This window comes from Actinophytocola sp., from assembly GCF_036402745.1.
Classification (GTDB): Bacteria; Actinomycetota; Actinomycetes; order Mycobacteriales; family Pseudonocardiaceae; genus Actinophytocola.
On record NZ_DASWSJ010000029.1, the window covers coordinates 21,478 to 32,986 of the forward strand.

Consider the following 11,509-nt stretch of genomic DNA (forward strand, 5'->3'; position numbering starts at 1 on the left):
CGGACCTCCCTCAGCTCAGGTCGGACTCGTTGGCGCGGGCGAGGCGCAGCTGGGTGAACGTGACGCCGATCAGCAGCACGAGCAACGCGAGCGACATCGTGGCCGCGTAGCCGAAGTCGAACTCGCCGAACGCCTTGCGGTAGATGTACATCTGCAGCACGTTCGACGCGTTCGCCGGGCCGCCCTGGGTGGTCACCTGGACGACGTCGAACACCTGGAAGGAGTTGATCACCGACAGGACGACCACCATCACCAGGATCGGCCGCAGCAACGGCAGCGTCAGCCGGAAGAACATCTGCGGCTCGCTCGCGCCGTCCACCCGGCCGGCCTCGTAGATGGCCGGCGGGATCGTCTGCAGGCCGGCGAAGATCAGCACGGCGAAGTAGCCCATCCACTTCCAGATGCTGATCACCGCGAGCGTCGGGATCGCCCAGCCGGCGCCGAAGAACTGGACGGTGTCCCCGGTGAGGCTCTTGAGCAGCACGTTGAGGATGCCCAGCTGCGGGTCCAGCATCCACTGCCACACCAGGGCGGCGACGACGTTGGAGATGAGGAACGGCAGCAGGATCACGCCGCGGACCACCGTCGAGCGGGTCATCCGGTGCAGGATCGCGGCGATGGCGAGGGAGATCAGCGTGCCGGCCAGCACCGAGATGAGTACGAAGTAGACGGTGATGCCCAGCGAGTGCCAGAACACGTCGTCGCCGAGCAGCTGGCGGAAGTTCGCCAGCCCGACCCACTTCGGCGGGGTGAGCACGTGGAACTCGGTGAAGCTGAGGTAGATCCCGCGCACGAGCGGCAGCCCGTAGAACGCGCCGAACCCGACGAGCGCCGGCGCGACCAGCAGCCACGCCACCCGCGCGTCACCCCGGCGCGCGGCCGGCGCGGCGGGCTTGCGCCTTCTCGGCCTCGCGGACGGCGAGGCCGCGGCGGTGCGCACCGCTGCCCTGTTGTGTTGCGACGTGACCGCCACGGCCTGCTCCCTTCCTCAGACGGTGATCCGGTCGATGTCCGGCGCGTAGTCGCCCGGGTTGCCGAACTTCACGGTGTTGGCGCCGGCCTTGAGCCGCACCGGCACGGTCACGTGCTGCGCGGTGTCCCAGTCGTTGTCGGCCGAGCCGGCCATCGGCAGCTGGAACGCCGTGCCGTTGACCGTGACCACGATCGTGCGGCTGGACGAGGCGTCCACGTAGTCGATCGTCATCAGGTACGTGCCGGCCGCGGGCGCGCTCACCGGGCCGTAGGTCAGCGAGCCGCTGCCGCCGAGGTTGCCGGCCTTGCCGCCGCCGGAGCACCTCGCGCAGCCGCTGCGGGACGCGCCGCCGTCGAGCGTGTTCGCGGCCGCCTCGGCCTCGTAGGCCACCCGCCCGCCCGCGGCCGGTGTGGTCACCTCGATCGCCTTGCTGGGCGCGGACCGCGTGCCGTCACCGCCGACCGCGACGACGCCGAAGGAGTACCCGGTCGCCGCCGAGAGCCCCTCGACGGTCACCGACGTGTCCGAAGTGGACGCGACGGTCCGGCCGCCGGAGACCACCTCGTAGTGCGAGACTCCCCGCGCGTACTCGGACCTGTCCCACGACAGCGTCACCGAGGACGCGCCCGCCCCCGTGCCGCGGACCAGGGTCGGCGTGGCCGGCAGCTTCCCGGCGTCCTTCGGGGTGACCCGCAGCAGCTGCGTGCCGTGCGTGGTGAGCACGGTGCTGATGCCGTCCGTCGAGCCGAGGCCGCGCTTGGCCCAGATGTCGCGCACGGACGCCGGGCCGGTGATGCCGAGGTCCGCCCAGCTCGCGGTGACCCGCTTCGGCACGTCGTCCAGGTTGAACAGCGCTACCACGTAGCTGCCGTCGGCCTGGCGCGAGAACCACACCTGCTGGCGGGTGGCCTGGCTCAGCGGCTTGGCCGGCCTGCCCGCCTGGTCGATGGCGATGACCTCGTCGTTCGTCAGCAGCGACAGGCCGTAGGCGTCCAGTGTGGTCAGGTCGTCGCCGAGGTAGAGCGGCGAGGACTCGATCGCCCACAACGTCAGATAGCTCTGCCGCTCGGCCTCGGTGAGGCCGTCCATCTCGGCGTTGCCGACGTTGAGCGAGTCCAGGTTGTTCCAGTGGCCGGGCCCGGCGTGCGGGATCCACTGCACCACGTCGTTCCACCGCTGCTTCACCGAGTTGTTCCAGGTCACCAGCGTGTCGCAGTAGCACTCGACGTCGGTGTCGATGCGCCAGCCGTTGGTGTTCGTCCGCCACACGTCCGCCTTGGTGGGGCTCAGCGCCCAGGAAATGATGAACTCGATCGGCCGGCCGGTCCGGTCGAGCGCGCGCCGGTAGGCCTTGACGTCCTCGGTGTTGTCATAGTTCTCCCCGCCCCGGAACGAGCCGGGGCCGACGCCGTCGAGCTTGAGGAAGTCCACACCCCAGCCGGCGAGCAGGCCGGCGATCGAGTCGACGTACGCCTGCGCGCAGGGGTTGCTGAAGTCGATCTTGTAGGCCTCGTCCCAGCCGTTGGTCTTGCGCAGGTCCGGGTAGACGAGGTCGCGCGTGTGGCAGCCGGTCGTGCCGTAGATCGGCGAGTTGCCGCCGTTGTACGCGCCGAGGTACAGGCCCACCGCGAGGTAGGAGCCGAGCTTGAGTCCCTTGCCGTGCACGTGGTCGGCGAGCCAGCGCATCCCGTGCGGGAACTTGGCCGGGTCGACGAGCGGGCGGGCGTAGGTGTCGAAACCCTTGTGCCAGCCGGCATCGACGTTGACGTTGGTGTAGCCGTGCCGCTTGAGCTTGGCGGCCAGCACGTCGGCCTGCGTGACGACGTTGGCCTCGGTGAGCCAGCTCGCCGGGCCGTTCGGGTTGACGCCCGGGTAGTTGGTGGCCTGCAGGCTCCAGCTGCTCCACCCCAGGTAAGGCTTCGCGGCCGGCGCCGGCGCCGGCCGGGGCTGCGCGGCGGGGGCGGCGGGGACGATGGCCGGGACGGTGGCCGGGGCGGCCGCCGGGCCGGCCAAGAGCATGGTCCCGGCGATCGCGACCGCGCCGAGCATCGCGGTCACGAGGCGAGTGCGTGCCATCCTGGTCACCTTTCGTTCGCTCCGTTGCAAAACGTTCGGTCAGGCCACTCTGCGGTCGTCCATCGCGTCCCGGTCCCAGGCGATGCCGAGCCCCGGCGTCTCCGGGGCGACCGCGTGACCGTCCACAACGGACATCTCGGTCGTGGTGATCGCACGCAGCTGCGGGATGTGCTCGACGAACCGGCCGTTGGGGATCGCCGCCGCGAGGCTCACGTGCAGCTCCATCAGGAAGTGCGGGCACACCTCGACGCCGAACGCCTCGGCCAGGTGCGCGACCTTGAGCCACGGCGTGATCCCGCCGACCCGGGCCACGTCCACCTGCACCACCGACGCCGCCTCGCGGGCGAGGTACTCGCGGAACTGGCCGACGGAGTACAGCGACTCGCCCACCGCGACGGGGATGCCGGTCGTGCGGGCGAGCCGCGCGTGCCCGGCGACGTCGTCGGCCGGCAGCGGCTCCTCCAGCCAGGACAGGTCCACCGGCGCGAACAGCTCCGCCCGACGGATCGCCTCGGCGCAGGTCAGCGACTGGTTGGCGTCGGCCATCAGCGCGAACCGGGGGCCGACCGCGTCGCGGACCGCCCGCAACCGCTCGAGGTCCTCGGCCGCGGTCGGCTTGCCCACCTTCACCTTCACGCCCTGCCAGCCCGCGGCGGCCGCGGCCTTGGCGCCGACGACGAGTTCCTCCGTGGACAGCTGCAGCCAGCCGCCCTCGGTGTCGTACATCGGGACGTGCGGGTCGAACCCGCCGGCCACCCGCCACAGCGGCTCGCCCGCGCGCAGGCAGCGCAGGTCCCACAGCGCGGTGTCGATCGCGGCGAGCGCGAGCGAGGTGATCGCGCCGACCGTGGTGGCGCGGGTGGAGGCGAACAGCTGGTGCCAGACTGCCTCGATCCGCCGGGAGTCGGCGCCGGCCAGCTGGGGGAGCAGGTGGTCGCGCAGCAGCGCGAGGACGGCGGTGCCGCCGGTGCCGATCGTGTAGGAGTAGCCGAGGCCGGTCGCGCCGTCGTCGGTACGCAGCTCGACGAAGATCGTCTCCTGGGTCCGGAAGGCCTGCACGGCGTCCGTGCGCACCCGCTCGACCGCGACGTTCACCAGGAACGCTTCCGCTGTCCGGACGACGCTCACACCGGCCCTCATCCCCGTTGATGATGGATCCTATAGGATCTCTGATGGCTGATTCTTGAAGCCCATTCGTCGGATGTCAACCCCCCACTTCTGTCACCGGCAGCGTCGGCCGGGTCGTCCGATTGGCCTATTGACCGTTGTGGTCCAGACCACACACACTGCTTGACATGTCAGGCAAGCGCTTTCTTATGGTGTTCCTGGCCCTCCTGCTCCTCGTCGTGGGCCAGTCGATCCCTCCGGCGGCCTCGGCCGCTCCTCCGACCTTCGCCCATCCCGGCGTGCTCGTGAGCCGGTCGCAGCTGGACTTCGTCCGCGGCCGGGTCACCGCGAACGCCCAGCCGTGGAAGGCGGCGTACGACCAGATGGCGTCGAGCGCGTACGCGTCGCTGTCCCGGACGGCCAAGCCGCGCGCGGTCGTGGAGTGCGGGCCGTACTCGAACCCGAACCTCGGCTGCACGGACGAGCGCGAGGACGCGATCGCCGCGTACACGCTCTCGCTGATGTGGTACATCACGCAGGACTCCCGCTATGCCACCAAGTCCATCCAGCTCATGGACGCGTGGTCGGCGACGATCCGCGACCACACCAACAGCAACGCGCCGCTGCAGACCGCGTGGGCCGGCTCGTCGTGGACGCGGGCCGCGGAGATCGTCCGGTACACCTACTCGAGCTGGCCCAACGCCACCCGGTTCGCCACGATGCTGCGCGACGTGTACCTGCCCGAGGTGGTCAACGGCAACGCGACCAGCAACGGCAACTGGGAGCTGACGATGATGGAGGCGACGCTCGGCATCGCGGTGTTCCTCGAGGACCGCTCGGTGTACGACCGCGCGGTGGCCAAGTACCGCACCCGGGTGCCGGCGTTCGTCTACCTGCCCTCGGACGGCGCGCTGCCGAAGCCACCGCCGAACAGCGGGATCGACACGCGCGACGAGATCATCCGGTACTGGCAGGGCCAGTCCACGTTCGAGGCGGGCCTCACCCAGGAGACGTGCCGCGACTTCACCCACACCGGCTACGGCATCGCCTCGATCGCGAACTTCGCCGAGACGACGCGGATCCAGGGGCAGGACCTGTACCCCGAGATCGGCGAGCGGCTGCGGTACGCGCTGGGCTTCCAGTCCCGCTACGAGCTGGGCGAGGCGGCGCCGTCGTGGCTGTGCGGCGGCACGATCCACCGCGGGCTCGGCCCGGTGACCGAGGTCGGCTTCAACCAGCTGAACTTCCGCCAGGGCATCCCGATGACGAACACCCAGACGCTGACCGAGTCCCGCCGCCCGGCCGGCACGAACAACCTGTTCGTCGCGTGGCAGACGCTCACCCACGCGCGTAACCCGAACTAGAGGTCGAGCAACGCGGACACGCCGTGGACCACCAGGTCCTCGGCGTGCCGCGGCAGCCGCCGGCCGCGGTGGCGGCGGACGAGCGAGTACGGCAGGTCCACAGTGGCCAGTCGGACGAGGTCGACACCCTGCGCGGTGGTGTCCCCCAGGCGGCCGGCCAGGGCGCGGACCGCGCGGGCGACCCCGCGGTTGGCGCGGGCGAGCCGGTCGCGCTCCTCGTCCGGCCAGGCGTCCGCGCCGAAGTCGTGGGCGCCGTAGAGCAGGATCGTGGTGTCGGTGGGGTTGGCCCGGCTCCACGCGACCACGTGCCGCGCGGCCGCCCGCGCCGCGTCGCCGGGGTCGGGCGCGGTCAGCGCGTCGAGGAAGCCGGCCTGGAACCGTTCGACGGACCGCAGCCACAGCGCGGCCAGCAGCGCGGGGTGGGTCGGGAACCGGTGGTAGACCGACCCGCTCGGCGCCTCGGCCCCCCGCGCGACGGCCGCCATCGTGACCCCGCCCGGCCCCTCCGTCGCCGCCAGCCCGGCGGCGACGTCCAGCAGCCGGTCCGCGTCGTGCCGTGGTGGTCTGCCCATGGCTCCCCATTCTAGAGAGCACCCTCTATAATCCTCGGCATGGGCCTACCGGAGATCTGGGGTGCCACGCCGGCGGAGATCGCCGACCACTACCCGTGCGACGACCTTGTGCCCGGGCCGACCGAGTCCTGGTTCCGCGCGGTCGACGTCGACGCCTCGCCGGCGGCGGTGTACCGCTGGCTGTGCCAGCTGCGAGTGGCGCCGTACAGCTACGACCTGATCGACAACCTCGGCCGGCGCAGCCCGCGCACGCTCACGCCGGGCCTCAGCGCACTCGCCGTCGGCCAGCGCGTGGCGACGATCTTCACCCTCGTCGACTTCGTCCCCGGCCGGGAGCTGACGCTGCGCCTCACCGACCGCCAGGGGCTGCGAATGTTCGGCGACCTGGCGATCACCTACCGCGCCACGGCCTCGACGCACCCGGTTCCTGACCGGTCACCCCGGCCGACGCCAGGCCGGCTGGTCGCGAAGCTCGCGGTGTCCGCCACCCCGCGCTCCTACCTCCGGCGCCGCCTCCTCGCGTGGGGCGACCTGGTGATGATGCGCCGCCAGCTCCACAACCTGGCGCACCTGGCCGGGTCCTCGACCGATCTGGTCGCCTGAGTCCACACACCCGACCTGCGGGGAAATCGCCGTCCCACTTACCGACAAGATTTTTATTCTTGACAATTAGATTTGTCGGTGAGACGGTGTGTCCGAAGCGCCGAGACGGCGCCGGACACCGGGAGGACCCGTCATGACCACCGTCACCGCCACCCAGCCCCGCACCGCCAACCTGAGCCGCGCCGGCACCGTGATCAGCGTCCTCGTCGGCGCGTTCCTGCTCTTCGACGCCGTGATCCATGTGCTGCGCATCGGCCCGGTGGTCGAGTCCTTCGCCGACCTCGGCTTCCCCGCGGGCGCCGCGGTCCCGATCGGCGTGCTGGAGCTGGCCTGCCTCGCCCTGTACGCGATCCCCCGCACCTCGGTACTCGGCGCGATCCTGCTCACCGGCTACCTCGGCGGCGCGGTCTGCGCCCACGTCCGCGTCGAGGCGCCGCTGCTGTCCACCGCGCTCTTCCCGGTCTACGTCGGCATCGCCGTGTGGGCCGGCCTCTACCTCCGCAACGCCAAGCTCCGCGACCTCCTGACCAAGTAAGGAACGATCACCATGACCACCACCACGGTCGACGAGTACCTGACCGCCCTCCCCGAGAGCCTCCGCCCGGTCGGCGACGCCCTGTGCGGCCTCCTCGACACGACGCTCGCCCACGCCACCGGCCGGATGTGGCACGGGCATCCCGTGTGGATGGTCGGCAAGACCCCGGTCGCCGGCTTCAAGGCCTACCGCCGGTACGTGACCTTCATGGTGTGGCGCGGTCCCCGCGTCGGCGAGTCGGTCAAGGTCGGCTCCGTCGGGGAGGTCGAACTGGTCGCGTTCACCACCTGGCTCGCGGAGGCCGAGCCGCTCGCCGCCTGAGTCGCCGAACTGCTCCGCCGGGTGGAGCGACCGACGCCGACCCGGTACGCGGTGGCGTCCATGGCCGGCGGCACGCGCTACGACCCGACCGCGATCCGCTCCATCGGCTACACACCGCACGTCGACCTGGACACCGCGCTCGACCGGGCCCTGGCCCCGCGCGGCGCCGTGCCGGGTGGTCAGCGGTCAGCGGTCAGTGGTCAGCGGCGGGGTGAGCCGTCCCGGCGGCGGCCGACGAGGAAGACGATCAGCAGGATGAGCGCACAGGCCAGCGCGATGCCCGGGCCGAACACGAGACCGATGACCGTGAGCATGGCGGCGACGGCCAGGACCAGCAGCAACGCCGAGCGCAGCGTGGCGGCCCAGTCGCCGACGACCCGCTCCGCGAGCACCAGCCAGTCGTCCCGCGACGTGGGCAGCACGGCGGCGCGACGGTGCCGGTGCGCGGGAAACACCTCGACCGACGGCGGTGACTCCTGCTCGGAGTCCAGGTCGGCGAGGGCGGTGAGCCGCACGGTCCGACGGCCGGCGGACTTCTTCGGGGGCGTGTCGATCGGCGTTTTCTCTTCTGGTGTCGGTGCGGTGCCGGGTCTTAAGCTGGTCACCGTTCTGGGCCCTTTCGATCTGTTCGCATGTGGACTCGGTCGCCTGGACCACGGGACATCACGTGGCTCCCTGTGCCAGCAGGGAGCCACTTCAGCATCGTCGGTGTGTTGTGTCGGCCCCCCGGCTTGTCCGTTCATCATCACCGATTGATCTTGTTATCGCGCCGTGACCCCTCCGGCCAAGCGATGAACGGTGCGTATCCGTCGGCGAGCGGAAGAACTGCAACATGCAAACCGACGGGGGAACATGCAGGTGCACATGCATACGACCAGTGCGTGTTCACCTGCGATTTCCTTACTGTGAACCCAAACGGGTGACAAATCCACCCTCACCTGCGAGTGAAGTGGTGATCGAGTCTGTTTCTCGACTTTCGTCACGCTCCGAAGTCAGAAGTGATCGATCACACGCGGCAACCCCCTCGGAAACAGTTGACTCCGGTGCGTCGTCGAGATCGCAAATTGCATCGTGCAAAACCCGCCTCGGCGCTGCCCGAAAAGACCGGCAGGTCATCCGGTAAACGTCATTCCGTATACACGGCCGCCCGAACCGGACACCTACGCTGACGACATGCGGATCGTCTCGTTGCTGCCGGCCGCCACGGACCTCGTCGCCGAGCTCGGGCGGCTCGCAGACCTCGTGGGGCGGACACACGAGTGCGACTGGCCGGCGGAGGTCGCCTCGGTTCCGGTCGTCACCAGCAGCGAGGTGGACGCCGAGCGGATGTCGAGCCGGGAGATCTCCGCCGCGGTCGGCGCCGGGCACCGGGGCTCGTCGCTCTACGGGCTGGACGCCGAGGCGCTCGCCGGGCTCGCGCCGGACCTCGTGCTCACCCAGGACCTGTGCGAGGTCTGCGCGGTCTCCTACCGCAGGGTCTCCGAGGCGGTGCGGGTGCTGGACGCCGGCCCGCGAGTGCTCAGCCTCGAACCACGCACGCTCGCCGAGGTGCTCGACTGCCTGCGCGTGGTCGGCGACGCGCTCGGCGTGCCGGACGTCGCCGCCGCCCGCACGGCCGCGTTGGAACGACGACTCGCGGAGGTGCGCCGCCGGGTCGCCGGCCGGACGCGCCCGCGGGTGCTGGCGGTCGAGTGGCTCGACCCCGTGTGGCCGGCCGGGCACTGGGTGCCCGAGCAGATCGGGCTCGCCGGCGGCGTGCCGCTGCTCGCCGGCGCGGGCGAGCACACCAGCGCCGTCGAGTGGCCGCGGGTGCTCGAGGCCCGTCCCGACGTGATCGTGTTGCTGCCGTGCGGTTTCCCGCCCGACCGGACCCGCGCGGAGCTGGCCCTGCTGACCGACCGGCCCGGCTGGGCGGACCTGCCGGCGGTGCGCGCGGGTGCGGTGTGGGTGCTCGACGGCCCGGCCTACTTCAACCGGCCGGGCCCGCGGGTGGTGCGGGGCGCCGAGGTGCTCGCCCAGGTGCTGCACGGCGGGTACCCCGACGTCACCGCGGCCGAGGCCGCGCCGGTCACTCCTCCTCGGCCGGGAACTCCTCCTCCGACGGGAACCGGGCGGACCACCACGGCGTCCAGCGCTCCTTGAGCTCGGCGAACCTCGCGTCGTCGAGGCCGTAGGTCGAGAGGATCGCCATCGCGGTGCCGTCCGGCCTGTCCTCGGTGGGGCCGGCGGACGACACGACGAGCAGCCCGTCGCCCCAGGCGTCGACGGTGATGCCGAGCTGGTGCTCGGAGCGGAACCAGACCTCGCCCTTGGCATGCTCGCCGAGCAGTGACGTCTCCACCGTCGGGCCCGCGGGCAGGCCGAGCTCGCCGACGACCGAGCGGCCGGACTCGTTGCTGCCGGCGAAGAACAGCGTCCGGCGGGCCGCGCCGGGCTGGCGCTCGACGGCGAACCTCAGCTGGTGCAGGAAGGTGATCCAGCCCTCGGTGATCTCGGCGTAGTAGGCGTCCCAGTCCGGGTTGGACCCGCGCGGTGCGCGCGTGAGCGCGACGCGGGTGGCGTCGCCGTCGGCCTCGAGCCGGATGACGTCACCGCCCTGGACGTCGAGCGTGCGGGCGCTCGCGTCCTCGGTGATCTCCGTGAAGTAGATGAGGTCGATCTCGTCGTCGAGGCCGTCGTAGTCCCAGCCGTGCCAGTGGCGGATGGTCTCCTTGTCGCGCAAGGCATGCCACACGGTGTCCACCGGAGCGGCGACGGTGACCTCGATCCGCGGCGCGTTGTCGCTCATGGGTCCTCTCCTCAGTTCTCCGCAGGGGCCGGATGACCGTCGACGACCATCCGGCAGGGGCGCCCGTCGGTGAACGCGTGCACGTCGCCGGGATGCCCGAACCGCACCTCGGCCTCGACGGTGAACGCGCGCAGCCGCTTGCCCTCGGCGGCCGCGGCGGCCCGCATCCGCGCTGCTCCACCTCGCCCGCGATCATCATGGTGGGGTCAACGACGAAGGGGCTGGGCGGGTGCGCAGAATCCGCTCCACACAGCCACGTCGTGGTCTCTCCTCGACCAAACCGGCCTTCTCCAGCGCTCTCAGGTGGTGGTTCAGGCGTTGCCTGGGGAGGTTCACTCTCTCCCCCCGCCACCCTGTGGAGCAAGCCTCTGTGCTGCTCGCTTCGCTTCGCGCCGGGTGGTCCTGCTCTCTTGTCAGACTCCCTAGACCAGCGACGGGCGGGTCGCCAGCAGGTGGGAGAACCTCGCCGCCCCCGCTCTCGCCGCCCTCTCAAGGTGCCAGCGCCTGGCCGGGAACGTCGATGCCGGGACCGAGAACGCCACCGCGCCCATCACTCGTTTCTGGGTGTCCAGCACCGGCGCCGAGAGGCAGGCCAGCTCCGGCTGGAACTCCTCGATCTCCAGGGCCATCCCGGCTCGCTCGACGTTGTCCAGCTCCGTGTCCAGGTCCGCCGCGCGGACGTGGGTCCGCTCGGTCAGTCTCGGCATGCCGGCGCTCGACAGGTACTCACGCCGGGCTCGGCGGGGCATCGAGGCCAACAACACCTTGCCGAACGCCGTCGCGTGGGCGGCCTCGTGGAAGCCGAAGTCCAACGGCGTGGCGCGGGGGAACTCCGGGGAGTCGGCCACCGCGGCCACCACGATGTCCGTCTCGCGGAAGACCGTGTAGTACGCCGCCGCCTCGGTGCGTCGATGCAGGTGATGCAGCTCGTCCTGCAGCTCCTGGCCCACGTCCAGCTCCGCGCACAGTCGCTGATAGAGACTGCCGACCTTGTAGCCGAGCCCGAACCCGCGGCCGTGCCCGAGGCGGATCAGGTAGCCCTCGTGCACCAGGGTGTTGAGCAGGTGATACGTCGTCGACAGGTTGTAGCCGGCACGCCTCGCCACCGCCTTCGCGGTGATGCCGTCGCCCGCGGAACCAACGATGTCGAGTACCCGCAGCGCGCGCTGC

General features: G+C 71.0%; 13 protein-coding genes. 5 read left to right on the forward strand and 8 right to left on the reverse strand.

Annotation, left to right across the window (positions count from 1 at the left end):
- Nucleotides 1-10 precede the first annotated feature (10 nt).
- Genes VGD70_RS02285 through VGD70_RS02295 form a run of 3 tightly spaced genes read right to left on the reverse strand, consistent with a single transcriptional unit; the run spans nt 11 to nt 4,189 of the window.
- The gene (locus VGD70_RS02285) at nt 11-973 is read right to left on the reverse strand and encodes a sugar ABC transporter permease (RefSeq protein WP_331077579.1); all 963 of its coding nucleotides are present in this window, start codon (nt 971-973) and stop codon (nt 11-13) included.
- A 15-nt stretch (nt 974-988) separates the two neighbouring features.
- Nucleotides 989-3,049: a fibronectin type III domain-containing protein gene (locus VGD70_RS02290; protein WP_331077581.1), complete on the reverse strand. Its 2,061-nt coding sequence runs from the start codon at nt 3,047-3,049 to the stop codon at nt 989-991.
- A 39-nt stretch (nt 3,050-3,088) separates the two neighbouring features.
- Nucleotides 3,089-4,189: a mandelate racemase/muconate lactonizing enzyme family protein gene (locus tag VGD70_RS02295; RefSeq protein ID WP_331077583.1), complete on the reverse strand. Its 1,101-nt coding sequence runs from the start codon at nt 4,187-4,189 to the stop codon at nt 3,089-3,091.
- Between the two features lie 176 nt (nt 4,190-4,365).
- Here VGD70_RS02295 and VGD70_RS02300 point away from each other — a divergent pair, with 176 nt between their 5' ends.
- Nucleotides 4,366-5,520, forward strand: a complete 1,155-nt coding sequence (locus VGD70_RS02300) for an alginate lyase family protein (protein WP_331077585.1) — start codon at nt 4,366-4,368, stop codon at nt 5,518-5,520.
- Here the strand turns inward: VGD70_RS02300 and VGD70_RS02305 are convergent.
- Complete coding sequence (locus tag VGD70_RS02305) at nt 5,517-6,092, reverse strand: TetR/AcrR family transcriptional regulator (protein ID WP_331077587.1); 576 nt, start codon at nt 6,090-6,092, stop codon at nt 5,517-5,519. The two genes, VGD70_RS02300 and VGD70_RS02305, sit on opposite strands and share 4 nt — an antisense overlap.
- 39 nt (nt 6,093-6,131) lie before the next feature.
- Between VGD70_RS02305 and VGD70_RS02310 the strand changes: the two genes are divergently transcribed.
- The 3 genes from VGD70_RS02310 (at nt 6,132) to VGD70_RS02320 (ending at nt 7,551) form a co-directional block, all read left to right on the forward strand.
- The gene (locus VGD70_RS02310; RefSeq protein WP_331077589.1) at nt 6,132-6,695 is read left to right on the forward strand and encodes a hypothetical protein; all 564 of its coding nucleotides are present in this window, start codon (nt 6,132-6,134) and stop codon (nt 6,693-6,695) included.
- Between the two features lie 133 nt (nt 6,696-6,828).
- Complete coding sequence (locus tag VGD70_RS02315) at nt 6,829-7,230, forward strand: DoxX family protein (RefSeq protein ID WP_331077591.1); 402 nt, start codon at nt 6,829-6,831, stop codon at nt 7,228-7,230.
- Nucleotides 7,231-7,242: 12 nt separating this feature from the next.
- Nucleotides 7,243-7,551: a hypothetical protein gene (locus VGD70_RS02320; RefSeq protein WP_331077593.1), complete on the forward strand. Its 309-nt coding sequence runs from the start codon at nt 7,243-7,245 to the stop codon at nt 7,549-7,551.
- A 200-nt stretch (nt 7,552-7,751) separates the two neighbouring features.
- On the opposite strand, the gene VGD70_RS02325 is transcribed toward VGD70_RS02320, so the two are convergent.
- Complete coding sequence (locus VGD70_RS02325) at nt 7,752-8,066, reverse strand: hypothetical protein (RefSeq protein WP_331077595.1); 315 nt, start codon at nt 8,064-8,066, stop codon at nt 7,752-7,754.
- A 658-nt stretch (nt 8,067-8,724) separates the two neighbouring features.
- On the opposite strand from VGD70_RS02325, the gene VGD70_RS02330 reads away from it, so the two are divergent.
- On the forward strand, nt 8,725-9,693 hold the full coding sequence (locus tag VGD70_RS02330; RefSeq protein WP_331077597.1) for a cobalamin-binding protein: 969 nt from the start codon (nt 8,725-8,727) through the stop codon (nt 9,691-9,693).
- Here VGD70_RS02330 and VGD70_RS02335 read toward each other — a convergent pair.
- The 3 genes from VGD70_RS02335 to VGD70_RS02345 all read right to left on the reverse strand — a co-directional run.
- On the reverse strand, nt 9,620-10,339 hold the full coding sequence (locus VGD70_RS02335) for a hypothetical protein (RefSeq protein ID WP_331077599.1): 720 nt from the start codon (nt 10,337-10,339) through the stop codon (nt 9,620-9,622). The two genes, VGD70_RS02330 and VGD70_RS02335, sit on opposite strands and share 74 nt — an antisense overlap.
- Before the next feature lie 11 nt (nt 10,340-10,350).
- Nucleotides 10,351-10,506: a hypothetical protein gene (locus VGD70_RS02340; RefSeq protein ID WP_331077601.1), complete on the reverse strand. Its 156-nt coding sequence runs from the start codon at nt 10,504-10,506 to the stop codon at nt 10,351-10,353.
- A gap of 255 nt (nt 10,507-10,761) precedes the next feature.
- Nucleotides 10,762-11,509, reverse strand: a 748-nt coding sequence (locus tag VGD70_RS02345) for an IclR family transcriptional regulator (RefSeq protein ID WP_331077603.1), incomplete at its 5' end; no start/stop codon positions are given.

Excerpts from the sequence above, each read along its gene's own strand:
- VGD70_RS02290 (WP_331077581.1), bottom strand. The coding sequence starts at position 3,049 with ATGGCACGCACTCGCCTCGTGACCGCGATGCTCGGCGCGGTCGCGATC.
- VGD70_RS02295 (WP_331077583.1), bottom strand. The coding sequence starts at position 4,189 with ATGAGGGCCGGTGTGAGCGTCGTCCGGACAGCGGAAGCGTTCCTGGTG.
- VGD70_RS02300 (WP_331077585.1), top strand. The coding sequence starts at position 4,366 with ATGGTGTTCCTGGCCCTCCTGCTCCTCGTCGTGGGCCAGTCGATCCCT.
- VGD70_RS02305 (WP_331077587.1), bottom strand. The coding sequence starts at position 6,092 with ATGGGCAGACCACCACGGCACGACGCGGACCGGCTGCTGGACGTCGCC.
- VGD70_RS02310 (WP_331077589.1), top strand. The coding sequence starts at position 6,132 with ATGGGCCTACCGGAGATCTGGGGTGCCACGCCGGCGGAGATCGCCGAC.
- VGD70_RS02315 (WP_331077591.1), top strand. The coding sequence starts at position 6,829 with ATGACCACCGTCACCGCCACCCAGCCCCGCACCGCCAACCTGAGCCGC.
- VGD70_RS02320 (WP_331077593.1), top strand. The coding sequence starts at position 7,243 with ATGACCACCACCACGGTCGACGAGTACCTGACCGCCCTCCCCGAGAGC.
- VGD70_RS02330 (WP_331077597.1), top strand. The coding sequence starts at position 8,725 with ATGCGGATCGTCTCGTTGCTGCCGGCCGCCACGGACCTCGTCGCCGAG.
- VGD70_RS02335 (WP_331077599.1), bottom strand. The coding sequence starts at position 10,339 with ATGAGCGACAACGCGCCGCGGATCGAGGTCACCGTCGCCGCTCCGGTG.
- VGD70_RS02340 (WP_331077601.1), bottom strand. The coding sequence starts at position 10,506 with ATGCGGGCCGCCGCGGCCGCCGAGGGCAAGCGGCTGCGCGCGTTCACC.